This is a genomic window from Oscillatoria nigro-viridis PCC 7112 (assembly GCF_000317475.1).
GTDB classification, from domain to species: Bacteria; Cyanobacteriota; Cyanobacteriia; order Cyanobacteriales; family Microcoleaceae; genus Microcoleus; species Microcoleus nigroviridis.
The window spans coordinates 2,275,793-2,293,537 of sequence record NC_019729.1 but is presented as its reverse complement, the minus strand read 5'-3'; the positions used below and the strand labels follow the sequence as shown (position 1 = coordinate 2,293,537).

Below are 17,745 nucleotides of genomic sequence, written 5' to 3'. Positions count from 1 at the left end.
ACAGCGGACTTGTATAGACTTTTACCGACTGACACGGCCGAGGTCGGCCGGCGATACTGTTGAGTGTGGAGGGGAAGTTGACAGGCAAGCTTCTAACTTACCCACCAATTGAGTCGAGTTTATATTCAGGAGAAAGCAGCTATGTCTATTAACGATGTTGAAACAGCGATCGTAGATGAACAAATTCGACCTAATGAGCCCGGCCGCGTTTGTTTTGAAAACAGTTGGTGGCCGGCGAAGTGCGATCGAGACATGACTTTTGAACCCGGTGAGGTGGTTCGCGTTGTGGGGATTGACAATATTACTTTGATCGTTGCAGCCTCGTTTGCGATCGATTCTGAAAGTTAAGCCAAATCTACAATCGGGAGTGAGCAATCATGAATTTTGACAATTCCGAAAAAGCGATCGTGGATGAAGAAATTCGACCTAATGAGTGCGGTCGCGTTCGTTTCCAAAACAGTTGGTGGCCGGCGAAGTGCGATCTAGATCTGACTTTTGAGCCTGGTGACGTGGTTCGCGTTGTGGGAATTGACAATATTACTTTGATAGTTGAAGCATCGTTATAAATCAATGGGTTAGGGAGTCGAGCTATAAGTTTATAGCATTCCAACATTCAGACCAACCTACAATCAGGAGAAAGTAATCATGACTGTCAGCCATTTAGAAAGAGCGATCGTTGAAGAAGAAATTAAACCGAATCAGTCCGGCAGTGTGCGATTTCAAAGCAGTTGGTGGCCTGCCAAGTGCGTGCGAGAAATAACTTTGCAACCCGGTGAAGTGGTTCGCGTCGTGAGACTTGAAAACATTACTCTGATAGTTGAAGCGTAGTTGGGAAACAATCTGGAGGTGGGGAGTTATCGGAGGGTAGAACAAATAAATTTGCGATCGCGTTTCTATTTCGATACATTTCTCTTCAAGCGGGCGATCGTACTTCTCGCCTCTGTTAATTTCCAGATTCTAGAGTTTGACCTAAACCACAACTCGCCGCTGACAGTCGCCAGTCCGCCAGACCGCCAGGGAATGAATTCCCTGTCTCATAGCGCAAGTCCTCGCTATGAGGACTAATGAGTTTTTCAGTCCTCATAGCGAGGACTTTAGCTTTGAGGCAGGGGTTTCAACCCTTGCCGGACTGCGGGTTTAACCTAGTTGTTGACACGAAGAGGGACAAAGGCTTTCGCCGTGTCCCTACTTACGCAAAGCCTATGTGTCATGGTTAGTGAAACGAAGCATCGAGCGAGATGCTTCGCCCAAATGCCTAAGTCCTATTTCTCATACCGGACGAGAAGAGTCCAGAGATAGATATCGGGATCGTCATGCTCGATATCCTCTTTCAGAACGTTAGCTAAAATTTCCGAATCCAAAAAATAAATCTCAAAATTTAGCCGTTTAAAACCCACTTCTTTAAAGATGCGATTCAAGCGCAAGGGCGTATAATTTATCTGTGAATAATGCCAATCCCGCCCGTGAAGCGTGTTGTGCGGTACATTGACTAGCCCTTCTGTTACCCAATAAGCGTGGGGTTTACTTAAATGGGCAATTTCTAAAGGACAAAAGATGGTAGGAAAAAAGCCGTAGAGCTTACCACCTGGTTTGAGAACTTTAGAAAATTCGTGTATCATCTGGCGATTGATTTCATCCTCACTGGAGACAACTGCAGCAACCGCTAGGACATAATCAAATTTTTCTTTCCAATCGGGTCTTTCTTCTATTATTTTGGTAGAATCAACTTTCTCAAAAACTAATTGTTGGCTGTTAAGCCGGGAATCTCCATCTGCTTTTTGCCAATTTTCCCGTGCTTTTTCAATTCCGGTTTGGGAAAAATCTGTGCAGTAAATTTTGCCAATTTGCGGACAAAACTCTAGTAATGCCTTCTGAAGATGAATTTCCGAGCCACAGCTAGGAATCAGAACTTGGATGTCTGGAGAATTGGGAATATCAAAGCAGGAAGATTGATTGTAAGGACGGATCAGGGCTTTGCAAAGGTCAGGGTCTTGTGTCAAGCTGAAAACCTTGCCAGCATAATCTTTGTGGGTTTCATCCCACATCGCTTTCTCTTCTTCAAGAGATTTTGAGGCAAGGCGACTAGAAGAGGGGATGAGCCATTTAGATTCATTTGTGTTAGTCATTATTTTCAACTCCAAGATATTCAGTACAGGTCAAGTTTGTGATTAAGAATGGGCAAGCATTGTCAAGTCGTTATGAGAGTGATGACTCTGTTGCCAAAGTGTGGCATAGAGTCCTTCTTGTTCCAGCAAATCGGTATGGGTACCCGATGCAACAATGCTGCCGTTTTCTAACACAAAAATCTGATTGGCACGCAAGGCATGGGTGATGCGGTGGGTAATCATAATCACAGTACATTTTTTGGCAATGCGATCGATAGTGGCGAGGATACCCGCTTCTGTTACCAAGTCAAGGGCGGATGTGGCTTCATCTAAAATCAAAATAGCGGGATTTCTGACTAAGGCTCTAGCAAGGGCGATTCTTTGTCGTTGTCCCCCCGATAATTGTCCGCCTCTGTCACCGACAGGAGTGTCATAACCTTGGGGCAAAGTAAGAATAAAATCGTGAATTTCAGCGGCTTTGGCGGCAGCTTCTACCTGTGCGTCACTGGCTTCTAAATCCCCCATGCGAATATTTTCCCGCACAGTTGTGTTAAACAGAATTACCTCCTGAGAAACCAGTCCAATTTGAGAACGGAGGGAGCGTACTGTTGCATGACGCAAATCGATTTTATCTAACAAAATGCGTCCTCGATCTGGGTCGTAAAAGCGCGTTAGTAAGTTCACAATCGTACTTTTGCCTGCGCCACTCTGCCCGACAAACATGACATACTCACCCCGGCGAATCTTCAGCGAGAGATTTTTCACCCCCATTCTTTCGGCAGAGTAGTTAAAGCTGACACGATCGAAGCAAATATCTTGGGTAAAATGCGGCAATGCAACCGCATCTAGCCTGTCCCGAACCGCAGGCGTTTCTGACAGAATATCATTGATGCGTTGTAGAGCGGCTACTCCATCAATGACAATTGGAAGCGAACCCGTAAAGCCAATAATATTCAGATTTAAGCCCAACAACAAAACCTGATAGGAAACTAGAGTTCCTACAGAAATGTAATTGCGGTAGGTCATCACTGCACCGATACTCAAAATCACAAGCTGGGTTATGACAAAAAGAATCATGGGGACTTTTTGCACCAAGTAGGACAAAAATGTTGCCCTAACATAAACCCGTTGCAAGTCATTCAAGTCAGCGGCAAAATCCTGGGTAGCTCGGCGTTCCATCCCAAATAGTTTGACAACAGATTGGGAGAGAATATTTTCTTCAACAATGCTGGCAATTTCTCCTTCCTTTTGTAGCACATGATAGCCTTGAGAAGTAGCCATCTGAGCAATGGGGGCAGGGGCAATGATACAGATGGTTAAACCAATGCAAGTTAGAGTAGCTAACTGCCAGTTAAGTGAGAACATGAAAATAGTAGTAAATAGGATGCTGCTAATTTCTAAAACAACGACGGTTAGCCCCATCGTAATTAAACCATTCTCTACTTGCTGTACGTCGGAAATCAGACATTTGACAATATCTCCGGCTGAACGTCGCCCAAAAAACTCCATTGACAGATTTTGGAGATGCTCGAATAGGGAGCGCCGAATATTGTTGATGATGACAATGCCCAAACGCGCTCCTAAAAAGTTGCCCAGTAAACCAATGACAGTGTAGAGAATCGCGCCTACGCCAAACAGGGAGATGATTAAAACTAAAAGTTTATAGTTTTGAGGAATAATTGCTGCATCAACAATAAATTTCAAACTAACTCTTAGGACAGAATCAAAGGCTGCATCGAAAATCAGACAGCCAAACATTAAAATAAATTGCCATCGGTAGGAGCCGAGATATTTACTTATTGTTTTTATAAACCAAATAATTTGCTGCATGGTTGATGGGGGGAATTTTTATATTGTGAATTTGGCAGGTTTCATCTAGATAGCTTCTCAATCTGTAGGGTGGGCAATGCCAGCCCTGTCAAGGTGGTCAAAAAGTCCCTCTCTCCGCTTGAAATCTCGTATTTTGTAGGGTGTGCACTGCGTACCGGTTGAGTTTGTAGCCCACCGCGCCGGCACCGGTTGACCGACGTTTCAGCGTCTTTATCCAACGCGCGCCCAAGCTCCCCCAGGCAATTTTCCTTGCTTGCAGTCTGAAAAATCGGAACGTGAAATAGCGGTTTTCTCCTTTTTCTCCTGCTCAAATTCACCACCTTGACAGGGCTGTCCGTGCTCACCCTACCGCAATTATCAGTCATACTGCATCAGTAATCTGAATAAAATATTACGGATACATTCAATCAATTAGACGAAATTAGAACCAAGGAGCGATGCTCTCTTGACTCCTGAATCAAATCATGGTGAGGAGCGATCGCTAGTTATTTAGGCTCATCAGAGTTAACTCTAATCGATGAAAAATAGTCATTCAACCCTCCTAAGAATATGTCAGAGGGGTATTTTCCATCGCTTGATGGTCCTCCCTTAGAACAGATAGTGACTGAACGTCCTTGAAAAAAAACGTCACTGTAAAGGGTAAATGTGCCACTTTCAACTATGATAGACGACAATTTGTCATTAAAATCAATGGTTGTAAAGTCGGTTATGTCTGAAGTGACATCAACCGTTCGTCCTTGATAATTGATGTCAGTATATAGTTTTGCTTTTGCCATCTCTTTGCTGTCTCTTGGTTCTTGAAGTGTCTACACCCTTAAGACGATTCCAGTAGTCAATTTCTGAATTTTTCGAGTTAGAGGCAGTTTTCCCCTAACTCAATGCACCCTATGAAACCCACCCTCAGCACGAGAACCACCCATCGCACAAAATTTAGTCATTGAGTTGAGGTCAGCAACAAAAGATGTAGGGTAGGCGCTGACGGCAGTGCCTACCCTACATCGATTTTCACTCACATTTTACGATATTAAAAATGTGATTTATTGCTAGAATTTTTCATTCTCCTAGTAAAATCTACGCATCTTAATTATCCTCCTTTTAGTATCTGTCTCTACACCTATAAGACGAATCCAGAGGTCAATTTCTGAATTTTTCGAGTTAGAGGCTGTTTTTTCCTAACTCAATGCACTCTGAGAGGTTCAGATCCCCGACTTCCCGAAGAAGTCAAGGCTCTACGCTTTAGCCCGATCGCCCTTTCGCCTCTTACCTTTCAGCCGTTTCACAGCCTCCTCAACCTCACCGCGAAAAGGGTATAGCAACCGCCGACTCAGCGCACTTCGATAAGCCTCCACTGCCTCCGTCACATCCCCCAACCCCAACAACGCTCTTCCTTGCCAGTAACCAGCCATCGCCGGGTCAAACTCCATCAATTCCCGGAACTGACAAGCCTTTTCCAACCATTTCCGACTCGCCACCTCATCCCCCAACACTCCATAACTCTCCCCCAGCCACACCGCAGCAGACACTGATTGCAGATAACCCCGCTCTTCCGGTAACAACTGCCATCCTTGCGCCAAAGCCTCCACCGCTTCCCGGTGTTTCCCCGCCAGCGCCAACACCCGCCCGTGACCAAGCCAAGCATCCGGTAACTGCGGTTCAAGTTGCGTCCCCCGCACAGAGACATCACACCCCCGCTCAATTTCCTGAAAACTTTCCACCAACACCCGCCCCGCCGTCGTCCAAACACTCCAGCGATCGGGAAAACGATCGAGCATCTCTTCTACTATTGATGCAAGGGTGACTTCACGGTTAGATCCCCCTAAATCCCCCTTAACAAGGGGGACTTCCAGAGGAGTTTCCCCCGTGCAGTGAGAAGGCTTTACCTGCTCTAGCTCCCCCCTTGTTAAGGGGGGCTGGGGGGGATCTAGAGAAGCTGGGGAAGAAGTCATATCCGCAGCAGGTAAAATCTCGCACAACGCCCGATAAATTTCACAATCCTGCGGATACAGACGATAAGCTTTCAGCATCGCCTCAGCCGCTTTCTGATATTCCCCCGTGTGGAACAAGCACCGCCCGTAGGAATACCAACCCCTAGGATGATTCGGGTGTTCCTCAGTAAACCGTTCCAACACCCCAACCCCGTTAGCCGACTCCCCCCGGAATAGGTGATAATATGCCAGCAACTCGCGGGCATCCGCCGCATCAGGAGCCAGTTGCAGCACAGAACTAATTATCTGTTTAGTCTGTTTGCCCTCCTCACCCGATACCAATCTCATCCGGCAACGAGTATCCGCCAGTCGTTTGAGCGATCGGAAATCACCCGGAGCCACCTCTAGCACTTTGCTCAACCGCCGCTGCGCTTGGCGCACATTCCCCACCGCCTGACTCGCGTCGTAGCTGTCAATCAGCGCTACAACATCATCCGGGTTGAGTGACAAAACCCGATCGAACGATCGCAAAGCTGCAACCGCATCCCCTCTCCCCCTTTGCACCTGCCCCAACGCCAGCCAGTGAGCCGCATTATTTGGTTCTAGGGAAGCCGCCGACTCAAAAGCGAGTATCGCTGCCTGAGTGTCATTTCTACAGAGTGCGATCGATCCGCTGATATGCTGTCGAGTCGCCTCATTGCGTGCATGGGCCGAGGCACTTTCATAAACCGCTATTGCCTCAACCTCTCGTCCCATAAGCTGCAAGAGTTTCCCCAACTGCAACCGCACGCCGATCGATGGTGGTTGCTGCCGATCGATCACTTGGCGATATTCCTCAACCGCCTGCTCGATATGACCCATTGCATACAGCAGATTCGCCAATTCCAACCGTTTCTTCCATCCAGAAGGATACTGCTGCACGTACTCACTTAATGTTTTCAGCTTCTGGTCAATTCGGGCTGGCTTTTCGTCGAGAACTAGGTAAGCATTCAACTCCACCCCAGAGGACTGAGTGAGGGATACCACCCGGAGTGTAGTGTTTCTAGACATATTGCTGTTACCTGATAATTTATTGTCTCGCTACTGTTTTGAGGGATGGGGGCGATCGAGTCGGATGCGATCGTTTCATCGAATTGTCGGGGCAATTCCCCCGCGATCGGCCCACCCGCGATCGGCCCTACCGCGATCGCCTCACAATCTTGACGCGGTAGGCACTCGGGCACTACCCCTACAGCAAAATCATCGCTACTCAAGGGAACGTCCCCCTTTTTAGACGACTCGGAGGAATCTAACAAAGCATCATCCAACCCTGACAAATACTTGCTCAAACGCTTTTGCAGAATTTCTCGTGCCTGTTGGATGCGCTTGTAAACGTTATTGAGCGAGAGAGCAAGTTGTTGGGCAATATCTTGATAGGCAATCTGGTGGCAGTAACGCAGGATAAACGGATTGCGTAATCGAGAAGGAAGAGTATCAATAGCGCGGCGAATGTACTGTCCCAACTCATGATGTAGAAGTGCTTCTTCAGGAGAGTTCAAACAAGAAATAACTGCTGAGCTTTCTCTAGCAGCTACTTCTTCAATATCCTCCATCTGCATTGCTTTCCGGCGACGTTCTCGCTGTATATCTATACATAGATTATGGGTTAAGCGGGTGAGCCAAGCTCGGAGGTTGGAGATTTTTTCGGCATAGTCTGGTAATTTATTCCAAGCTTTGAGCATGGCGCGACTGAGCACCTCTTCAGCATCAGTAGCATTCCCTCCCATCCACCTGAGACAGCAACGGTAAAGATAATCTCGATTCTGCTGCCATAGCTGCCAAAATGCTTTCTCTATATCTTCTGGACAATACCGAATGTCTGTTGCAATAACAGATTGAGAATTTGACATGATTTTAAAAGTGGTGAAAGATAAATGTGCAGGAACATTCCTCTGTTCCTTTTTTCGTTGCACCCCAATCCCGCAAACATCTAGCTCAGCGCGATCTGAGTATTTATGCGGATAAATATTGGATTCAGTTGCTCTTTTTTTGAGGCTGCATCCTTTCCATGTCTGTATCCTGGCTCCCCTCCCCCGCCCCTGTCAGTCGGAAAAGTCGGCTCGTAAAGTCGGAAAAGTCGGACGCCCTGGTTGTACTATCTATCTTTAGATAGAGCTGATCGACAGCATGACTGGTACTGTTCTATGTCTTTTGGTAGATGCTATTCAATAGTATGTTTAGTATGCCGGCATAAAACAAGTCGGAAAAGTCGGATCGTAAAGTCGGAAAAGTCGGATCTTTGCCTAATTGGCATATTTTTGAGTGAGGAATACAAGATCACGCGCTAAAAGACATCAGTAATAATACGTAAATTTAAGCGATAGTCGGCGCTAATCGGCGTAGTTTATTATACAAAAAAAATAATTAAGCCTTGTCTTGTGGATAAAGACAAGGCTTGACACAGAGCATATGCCCTGACGGGTGACAAGCAACTTAAAAGCCTTGTGCTGACAAGGGTTTAAGCCGATCGCCCTCACAAAGAATTAGGCGACCGCGATCCCCTTTTTCGGGTTTCGACAAGGTGAAATCACGATCGGGGGCGATCGCCCCGGAGCGTAATAGTCAATAAGTCTGTCATAATAGCTATTAGGAATTTCTCCACCGACTTAGTACATTGTATAACTCAAAGCTAGGGTGCAAAACTGAAAAACCTTACCCGATGAGATTGATTTGTATATGACTTTTGAACAAGCCCTAGAATTTATCGAATCAGCCTTAGAGTCCCAGACCAGTAAAACGTTAAGTTTGCTTGAAAAAGAAATCTTAAAAGCTGCTTGGGAAAACGCAACTTATAGTGTCATTGCTGACAGCTTGTACCTGAGCATAGGACATATCAAAGATTTAGCAGCCATCCTGTGGCAGCGCCTTTCAGAGGTAATGGGGAAAAAAGTTACTAAGAATAACTTTCGCTCTCTGCTAGAGAAGCAAAGCACCAAAACTGCGATCGCCAATGCAAAAGGCGATCGTCGGTTCGCGAACGCTAAGCTAGGAGAAAGTGACCTACAACAATTAGAAACTTGCAAAGGCAACATTTTAATTGTTGATGACCTCCCAGAAAATCTGCGTTTTCTAACCGAAATTCTCACTAAGGAGGGGTATACAGTTCGCTGCGTCACCAATGGTGCGATGGCCTTGAGGACAGTTCGCAATCATCCCCCCGATGTTCTCTTGCTGGATATTAAAATGCCAGACATGGACGGCTATCAAGTCTGCTCAACCCTGAAAGCCGACGAAGAAACATCAGACATTCCCATTATTTTCCTCAGTGCGTTGAACGAAGTTTTTGATAAAGTTAAAGCTTTTAAGGTAGGGGGAGTTGACTACATTTCTAAACCTTTTGAGCCGGAAGAAGTGCTAGTGCGCCTCGAAACTCAGGTAACTATGCAGCACCAAAAACGCCAGCTTAAAGAAGCAATCTCGCGGCACCAGCAAACCGCAGAAATTGCCTACCAATCTCGCGCCATGCTGGCAAATTTGCTAAACTCATCTCTGGATGGAATAGGTGCGGTGGAGGCGGTGAGGGGAGATATTGCTGGAGAAATTGAAGATTTTCGCTGCTTGGTAGTTAACCCTGTCTTTGCCAGACTCTTAGGGAAAAAACGAACAGAACTCGCGGGCGAACCCCTGCTGAGAAAACTGCTCAATCAATTGAGTCCAGGATTGTTTGATTTATTAGTAGAAGTTGTTGAGACTGGAGAATCGCTGGAAGGAGAGGTTCATCTAGAAAGTGATTACCTGGCTAAATGCTATTATTTCACTGCTGTTAAATTGGGAGACGGTTGCTCAATTACCATCCGCGACCTTACAGACTTAAAACAGTCGGCATTAAAGTCAATGAGGGAACTGAATCAACCGCGTGTTAGCATCAAATAGGATAAACGGGGCTTACGCAATCTGACCCGAGAAACCGGGTTTATGAAGTGCTGTAGGGACACGGCACTATGCCCGTTCGTGTCAACTTAACGTACAACCAATAGTCCGGCAGGGAATGAATTCCCTGCCTCAAAGTGAAAGTCCTCTTAAGAGGACTGAGAAGAAAAATTTTAAACTCATTAGTCCTCTTCAGAGGACTTTAGCTATTAGACAGGGAATTCATTCCCTGGCGGACTGGCGGGCCTACTAGCGGGCTTGGCGGACTGACAGCTTAAGTTGTCACCAATGCCCTGGGCCGTTTCCCTACGGGGAGCGCTCCCAGGTGTACTTCATAAACCTGCAATCTGCTGTATCAATATTCACCAACCAATGGTTCAGTTAAATCGAGAATCTTCTCAAACTGAAAATTATTCACCCAACCCCTGAGAGTCTGAAGTTCTATAGCCTGGAATTCAGGAATTTCCTCAATGAGTTGAGACACTAATTCGGAATCCGCTTCAAGAGCTGCTTCATGCAATTTTACTATCCATTCTTTTGACATTGCTGTTAATAAATAACTGAAATTTAACGGTTCTCCAGTCACATTAGAAGGGGGAGACGGTAGCTGTTGTTCCTCATAAATATAACGTACTCCCAAATGTTTAGCCATGATGTCAAAGATGACTTCTTTGTGGAACGGTTTTCGCACAAAATCATCACAACCAGCCGATAAAATAACTGCCTTTTCTTCTTCCCACACGCTAGCTGTCAAAGCAATAACAGCAGTAGCTTGACCTTTGATAGTGGTTTTAATGCGTTTCGTGGCTTCATAACCATCTATAACGGGCATTCGCATATCCATCCAGATGAGATGCGGTGAGTAGGAATCCCAAATTTCAAGCGCTTCAATACCGTTACTCGCTTCTTGCACTTCAAAACCAAGAGGTTTGAGGAGTTTAACTAACAATTGCCGATTGTCATCTTTATCGTCCACTACTAGGATGCGATATAGGGGTTGGTTGGGGGCTAAAGCAACGACGCGACGATTGTAGGGTTGCTTTTCAATTGCGCGATCGGCGAGGCCCACAGAAATGTCAAATTGAAATGTTGTGCCAGATGTCGGTTGAGCTGTTGTATCATCAGATAATTCCCGCAGAGGCATTCCAGGGGTGAAAGCTTTGCCGCCGCTGATAACGGTGATTTCACCTCCCATCAAGCGGACAAATTGACGGCTAATCGTCAGTCCTAATCCGGTTCCTTGCTGCACTTTTTGACCTGATGCCGTTTGCACGAAAGGTTGAAATAGTTTCTCCAGTTCGTCTGGTTTCATGCCAACTCCGGTATCTTTGACTTCAAAGGTAATGGTTGTTGATTGTGGGTTATTTGTTATTTCTATTTCAGCTTGACTTTGGGCATTTTTCTGTGATTTTTTTACTACTAAAGACACGCTCCCGGAAGGGGTGAATTTAATGGCATTGCCGATTAAGTTAATCAGCAATTGTCTCAACTTAACTTCATCAGCGCGGATATATTGGGGAACATCGACAGCACATTCAAATCGTAATTGTAAGCCTTGAGATTTGGCTTTTAATGCAAACATATCCTCGATCTCGCCTAGGAAGTGATGAAGCTCGAAGTTAGTTTCTGATAGCGTCATGCGTCCGGCTTCGACTTTGGAAAGGTCAAGCACTTGATTAATCAGGGTTAACAAATGATCTCCACTGCGATGAATAATGTTGAGGTTTTCTTTTTGTTCGTTTAACAGATTTGTATCCTGATTCATGAGTTGGGAAAAGCCGAGAATGGCGTTGAGGGGAGTTCGCAATTCGTGGCTCATGTTGGCAAGGAAAGTGCTTTTAGCTTTGTTGGCAGCTTCAGCAGCGTCTTTTGCTTGTTCGAGTTCTGCTTCTGTTTTTTTGCGATGGCTAATTTCTTGTTCTAAGCGGACATTTTCGATCAGCGTTTTTTCGGCCTGTTTGCGATCGCTAATATCTTGAAAAGCTGCGATCGCATATTCTACATTACCCGTGTCATCGAATATTGGCGTACTGGTTGATTCTACAGAAACAATCCGCTCGTTTTGATATAGTTCCAAGTCATCTGCCTGAGCTTTTTCACCGCCAAGCGATCGCACTAGGGGTAGCTGTTCGACTGGATACATCTCCCCAGTGCCTGCGCGATAAACGCCATAGGTTTGTGATAATTTCTCGGTTTCGACTTTGGGTAAATCTTGAATATTCAGTAACTGCTGTGCAACTTGATTGGTGTAGATGATTTGTCCTTTGGCGTCGTGAACGGAGATGCCCACGGGAATAGCATTGAGGAATTTATTCAGGCGATTTTGCGTCGATTGTACTTGGGTGTAGAGTCTGGCGTTGGTAAGGGCGATCGCCGCTTGACTTGAAAGCAATTGAATCACTTCCAGGCGATCGGGTGTAAAGACGCCATCTGCTAAATTATTTTCCAAGTAAACAATGCCAATTAATTGCCCTTGATTCAGCAGAGGAGCGCAAAGAATCGACTTTGGCTGCTGTGTTTTGATATAAGCATCTTGGGTAAATCTGCCTTCACGGGCAACATCGCTTTCAATCAATCCTTCCTGAGTCCTTTCAACATAGTTAATAATCGACAAAGGCAGACAGGTTTCTATTGGAGTCGATTGCAACACCATCACCTGACTTGAGTTAGCCTCACCTGACGCTTCTACTCGCAGTTGTCCTTGAGACTCTAAAATTAGATAGCCAATTTGCGCCCCGCAGCTTTCCAGCAGGATTTTCATCAAAGTCGTGAGGAGTTTATCCAGCTCAATTTCACTGGCGATCGCCTGAGATGCTTTCATCAATGCTGCCAAATCAAGGCTTTCACCTGAAGTGCTGCCAGAGGTCTTAGACAGGCTGTTGCGCGAATCTATGGACGTATTGGCTGTCGTAAAACGCTTTAAAAGTTGTGGATACTGTCGTTTCAAATCTGTCATTTTAGCTGTTGCACCCCAACGTAAATAACAGTAGTAAGCATTTGTCATATAGGCTTGGGCAACTTGCTCTTTTCCCCAAGCGATGTAGAATTTGGCCGCCAGTTCATTAGCCAAAGCCTCTTCGTTGATGTAGTCATTTTCGTTGGCTAAAGCAATGGCGCGATCGTAGCAGTCGATCGCCCTAGCATTTTCACCCAAAACTCGATATCGCTCTGCCTCCACTAGATAGAATTTATGGAGGTGAGTCATCGGAGCAAACTCCGCCCATTTCTTGATTTTTTTCTGATTGGCTTTCACCTTCTGGAGGATGAGTTTTTGCTCGGATTTGGGTGCGTCAGAATAGATAGCCAGATAAACTAAAGAATTGTAGAAATGGTAGAGAGGAATAGTACCTACAGCGCTATCGCTATATTTTTCGGCTGATTTCGCATTTTCTATAGCTTGCTGATAGTCTTGAAAAAGATAGCAGAGAAATAGCTTGTAAAAATAGACCGAGCGACAAAGATTTTGAGCGTTCGCCTCTCGATGCAGGGGTAACATTTTTGTTTCGTCATAGTTTTCACCGATTAAAAGGCATTTATCTTCAGCCTGTCCCATCAAGTTCAATAAAACCTGTCGATTGAGTTGGTTATAGTAATATGATGTTTCTTGCTTCAGTTGGCTGAGGGTATTACTGTACATTGCCATCTCTGCCTCTACTTTTGCCAATTCCTTCCCCAATACATAGGAATGATAGCAGTATACACAAACTGAATAAGCTGCATATTCTAAATCTCCAGTCTCTAGGGCGATCGAGTAAGCATTCTGCAAAGGGTTTAAAGTTTCCCTAAGATGCTCTTTCCAATGTTTGACAAAGTAATTAAAAATAAATATGGTTCTGGCTGTGAGTTCTTTAGTATTAAACTTATCGAGTAGCAAGATAGCAAGTTTCCCAAATTGATAACCAGTCTCAATGTCTCCTACGGTTTCCCCAGACAGAATTAGTCCGTAAGTAGCATAGGCACAAGAAGACACAGAAGTATTCCCGTATTTGATTGATAAATTGACCTGTTTAAACGCCATTAGCGGTAGCAATTCAGGTGAAGCAAAATGGGCAGCAGAAACTACACTTGATAGGATACGCATGGCTGCCAGTTTATCAGGATTGGTCATCACGGGTAGGTCGATTAAGTCCTCAACTCGCTTCCCTACTAAACTTAACTTTGTCTTCATCAGTTCAAGTAAAATATTTAATTTGGTTGGCTTTTTTGGAAAACGAATTCCCAACAGCTTTAATACTGAAAGTGCCGTATCTATCGCTTCTAACGGTTTGTTTTGTGCCGTATAGGCTTGAATCTTGACTTCATAGACTTTCACTTGATCCAACAACGAAGTAGCTTGTTGAAGCACAAGGTTAGCCAGTTTTTCCATTTCCTCAACATGACCACTCAAGATAGCAGCTTCTACTGTTTCCACATACAGTGCTAGACTTAGGTCATACTGACGAAGCCAACTATCTGCACTCAGGCAATTTATACCAATGCTTAAGTAATTCCATGCCGGTTTCCAAGCTGCTGATGCCTTCGCTTTTTTGCCAGCAATGAGATTTAATTGAGCAAGTTTATCTTTTTCTAACTGAACGTCAATTGCTTCAATACTGAAGTTGAGCTGATTGACAATATCAAAAATCTTTTGTTGGAGGATCTGTTGCGGTGTATTTTGTAACAACAGTTGCCCGACTTTCCAGTGAACCGCTTGCTTGTCGTCTGGGGGAATTAGGGAATAGGCGGCTTGCTGGATGCGATCGTGAGCAAATTTATAAGTAATTTTTAAGTCATTCGCTTCTCGGTTTGTTTTCAGGAATTTGTAATCATCCCCAACGGGTAATATCAATCCTGCTTGAATAGCATTCCATAATTCATCAGCAGTTTGTTTTTGAGAATTTTCATTAATTATTGAAAGGGTTGGTAAATCAAATTGGTTGCCAATGCAAGCGGCTAATCGTAAAACTTTTTGTGCTGATTCTGATAAGGTTTGAATTTGATCTGCCATCAACTCAACAACGTTATCAGTAATATTCCTACTTATAATTTGCTCTAAATCCCAATGCCAAGCCCCAGCATTCAAATCAAAATTCAGCAAGTGTTCTGTATAAAGTGACTTGAGAAACTCTTTAATAAAAAAGGGATTTCCTTGAGTTTTTTGCCAAACCAACTCGGCTAATCTTTGTGTAGGAACGCACTCTGTTTTCAGCGCATCCGCAATGAATTCATTAACCTGGTTTAAATTTAAGGGTGAAAGGGAGAGATGATTAATTACTACTCCCTGCTTTTTCATCTCAGTTAAAGTCAGTATACTAGGATGAATTTCACTGACTTCGTTATCTCGATAAGCTCCGATTACAAACAGATATTGAGTCGTGAAATCGGTCATTATCAACTGGATAAATTGCAGCGTAGCGCTGTCTGTCCACTGAAGGTCGTCTAGAAATAGGACGAGGGGATGTTCTTTTTGGCAAAAGACCTGAATAAAGTTTTGAAAAGCTAAATTAAACCGATTTCTTGCTTCTGTTGCAGGTAATTCTGGGACTGGAGTCTGTTTGCCAATAATCAGTTCAACTTCGGGAATGACATCAATAATAATTTGTCCGTTGCTTCCTAATGCGCGTCGAATCTTCTCTTGCCACTGTTGTAATTGGGGTTGAGTTTCGGTCAGCAATTGACGCACCAATTCTTGGAAGGCAGCGACTAAAGCTTGATAGGGAATATCTCGTTGCAACTGGTCAAATTTACCTGCTATAAAGTAGCCGCTTTTTTGAGTTATGATTTTATACAATTCCTGAACTAAAGCTGATTTTCCAATACCAGAGTATCCAGAAATTAGCATGAGTTCAGTTTGTCCTTGTACGCAGACATTTTGTGACTTAGTTGTCCTTGGGCTACTCAGGTTATTTGCTAAACCAGCCCCTACTTGTTTCTCTTGTCCCGACGCTACACGATCAAATGCACTCAATAAGGACTCAATTTGTGATTCTCTCCCGTACAGTTTTTGAGGGAGTTGCAATTGAGGATAAATATCTTGGTAGCCCAAGGAAAAAGCTTGAAATTTACCATTTCTAAATTGAGTAAGACAAGTTTTTAAATCTGCCTTGATTCCCCAAGCACTCTGATATCTATCTTCCGCCGTTTTTGCCATTAATTTCATGACAATTTCTGAGAGATTCAAGGGAATTTCTGGATTAATTTCATGAGGTGGAGTGGGTTGTTTGGCAATATGGCAATGGACTAACTCCAGTGCATCAACGGATTCAAAAGGCAACTGGTTGGTTAGCAGTTCATAGAAAGTAACGCCCAGAGAATAAAAGTCGGTGCGGTAGTCTAGTGAGCGATTCATCCTGGCTGTTTGTTCTGGAGATATATAAGCCAATGTCCCTTCTAGAAGATTAGGACTTTTGAGGCTGGGATTCTCTTGGGATAGGGTGGTAGATAAGCCAAAGTCAATAATTTTTAATTGTCCGGTTTGAGAATTAAAGACAATATTAGATGGATTGATATCTTTGTGAATGATATTTTTTTGATGAACTTTGCCTAACGCATCGGTGATTTGAATGGCTAGGTGGAGAAAGTCTGGTAAAGCCAAGGGACGGCCATCCAGCAGGATTTTTAAGGACTCTCCTCCAAAATCCTCCAGCAACATGACTTGTGTGTTCTCGTATTTTCGCAGTTCGTAGGCTTTAATCGTTTCCTCTAGGTTGAGACGGCGAGTGATTTCGTATTCCTGCTGATAGCGGTAGAGTTCTGCTGGTGTGGGGTAATCCTCTTTGAGGAGTTTCAAAATCAAAGGTTGCTGATTTGATTTGAGGATGCCTCGGTATACGAGGGAATTCGCACTTTCGTAGATTTGGTTGACTATTGTAATATCTGGCAGTGAAATCATGTTGGGAATTACTCTTGCTAAAAAAAACTTGAGTATTGTTCTATTAATTTTATTTATAGTTAGCTTTCGTACTTGTGAATTACAGCTTTTTTTGTCGAAAGTCCCAAAGGTCGAATTATGAGTAGATAACCTTGACTGCGTGCGAGTATAACATTTTTATTCAGGAGGATGTCAAGACTAATCTGCCCCCGATCGTGCTATAATCTGACATCAATAGGACTTACGCACGGGTGGTCAGAAACCGTTTTTTTTCTGAGAAGACGCATTAAAGTCCGCATCAACGGCAAAAAACCCGGTTTCTTTGATTTTGTACGTAAGTCCCGAACGATTCACTTTCATTTTAGATCGAGTGCGTGCAGCTATGCGAATCGGTAAAAAATTACAAAAGTTTCTGCTTGTCACAATAGCATTATTTTTTGCAGCATCGCTGCTGATTAAAGTTACTAAATTTCACAATTTTTTTGGTTTCAACCGCGCTGATACCGAAGCGAAAGTTGTTGCCCTCACCTACGATGACGGCCCGTATCCTCCATATACAAATCAGCTTTTAGATATCTTAGACCGCTATCAAGTTAAAGCAACTTTTTTTGAAATCGGCCGCAATATTGAGAAACATCCAGAAATCGTGAAAATGATTGTCGCGAGGGGAGATGAGTTGGCAAACCATTCCTACTCTCACAAAGATATGATGTTTAAACCCCGGGAAGTTTTGCTGTCTGAGATTGAAAAAACGGACAAACTTTTGCAAGAGTTGGGCGTTAAACAAGATAGTATCAGTTTTCGGCCGCCTTGGGGTCGGCGATTTGTAGTTTTGTCTTATTTGGTGTCCCAAATGCACAAAAAACTGATTATGTGGGATGTGGATTCTCAAGATTATGAAAAAACACACACGGTAGAAGATATCGCAAATCGGGTGATTGAAAATGTGCGATCTGGTTCGATTGTGGTGATGCACGACGGTGGGGGCGATCGCTCGAAAACCGTAGCAGCAACTGAGATGATTGTCAAGGCTTTGCAGTCGAAAGGTTACGAGTTTAAAACTGTTTCTGAGTTGTTGAAATAGCAGTCGGGTGCTACGCATCTTGCGTTGTATTTTTGGGCGGGC

At 44.2% G+C, this 17,745-nt stretch carries 12 protein-coding genes; 6 read left to right on the top strand and 6 right to left on the bottom strand.

Annotated elements, in window-relative coordinates; translation table 11 throughout:
* Positions 1-141 precede the first annotated feature (141 nt).
* The 4 genes from OSC7112_RS09795 (at position 142) to OSC7112_RS38020 (ending at position 1,065) form a co-directional block, all read left to right on the top strand.
* A complete protein-coding gene (locus tag OSC7112_RS09795) occupies positions 142-348 on the top strand; it encodes an NfeD family protein (protein WP_015175754.1) in 207 nt (68 codons plus the stop codon).
* 29 nt (positions 349-377) lie between these two features.
* On the top strand, positions 378-566 hold the full coding sequence (locus OSC7112_RS09790) for an NfeD family protein (protein ID WP_015175753.1): 189 nt from the start codon (positions 378-380) through the stop codon (positions 564-566).
* 79 nt (positions 567-645) lie between these two features.
* Complete coding sequence (locus tag OSC7112_RS09785) at positions 646-828, top strand: NfeD family protein (protein ID WP_015175752.1); 183 nt, start codon at positions 646-648, stop codon at positions 826-828.
* The gene (locus OSC7112_RS38020) at positions 829-1,065 is read left to right on the top strand and encodes a hypothetical protein (protein ID WP_150111519.1); all 237 of its coding nucleotides are present in this window, start codon (positions 829-831) and stop codon (positions 1,063-1,065) included.
* 197 nt (positions 1,066-1,262) lie between these two features.
* On the opposite strand, the gene OSC7112_RS09780 is transcribed toward OSC7112_RS38020, so the two are convergent.
* From OSC7112_RS09780 to OSC7112_RS09765, 5 genes are all read right to left on the bottom strand, one after another.
* Positions 1,263-2,126, bottom strand: coding sequence for a class I SAM-dependent methyltransferase (locus OSC7112_RS09780; RefSeq protein WP_015175751.1), 864 nt, complete (start codon positions 2,124-2,126; stop codon positions 1,263-1,265).
* A 42-nt stretch (positions 2,127-2,168) separates the two neighbouring features.
* Positions 2,169-3,935, bottom strand: a complete 1,767-nt coding sequence (locus tag OSC7112_RS09775; protein ID WP_015175750.1) for an ABC transporter ATP-binding protein — start codon at positions 3,933-3,935, stop codon at positions 2,169-2,171.
* A 485-nt stretch (positions 3,936-4,420) separates the two neighbouring features.
* Complete coding sequence (locus OSC7112_RS35515) at positions 4,421-4,711, bottom strand: beta/gamma crystallin-related protein (RefSeq protein WP_015175748.1); 291 nt, start codon at positions 4,709-4,711, stop codon at positions 4,421-4,423.
* A 453-nt stretch (positions 4,712-5,164) separates the two neighbouring features.
* Entirely contained in the window at positions 5,165-6,910 is a 1,746-nt protein-coding gene (locus tag OSC7112_RS09770) for a tetratricopeptide repeat protein (RefSeq protein WP_083888141.1), read from the bottom strand.
* The gene (locus OSC7112_RS09765) at positions 6,850-7,749 is read right to left on the bottom strand and encodes an RNA polymerase sigma factor (protein WP_015175746.1); all 900 of its coding nucleotides are present in this window, start codon (positions 7,747-7,749) and stop codon (positions 6,850-6,852) included. The genes OSC7112_RS09770 and OSC7112_RS09765 overlap by 61 nt, the downstream gene beginning before the upstream one ends.
* Positions 7,750-8,575: 826 nt before the next feature.
* On the opposite strand from OSC7112_RS09765, the gene OSC7112_RS09760 reads away from it, so the two are divergent.
* Positions 8,576-9,772: a response regulator gene (locus tag OSC7112_RS09760; RefSeq protein ID WP_015175745.1), complete on the top strand. Its 1,197-nt coding sequence runs from the start codon at positions 8,576-8,578 to the stop codon at positions 9,770-9,772.
* A 352-nt stretch (positions 9,773-10,124) separates the two neighbouring features.
* Here OSC7112_RS09760 and OSC7112_RS09755 read toward each other — a convergent pair whose 3' ends face one another.
* A complete protein-coding gene (locus OSC7112_RS09755) occupies positions 10,125-16,640 on the bottom strand; it encodes an AAA family ATPase (RefSeq protein ID WP_015175744.1) in 6,516 nt (2,171 codons plus the stop codon).
* Positions 16,641-17,001: 361 nt separating this feature from the next.
* Between OSC7112_RS09755 and OSC7112_RS09750 the strand changes: the two genes are divergently transcribed.
* Positions 17,002-17,703: a polysaccharide deacetylase family protein gene (locus OSC7112_RS09750; protein ID WP_015175743.1), complete on the top strand. Its 702-nt coding sequence runs from the start codon at positions 17,002-17,004 to the stop codon at positions 17,701-17,703.
* The last annotated feature ends 42 nt before the right edge of the window (positions 17,704-17,745 follow it).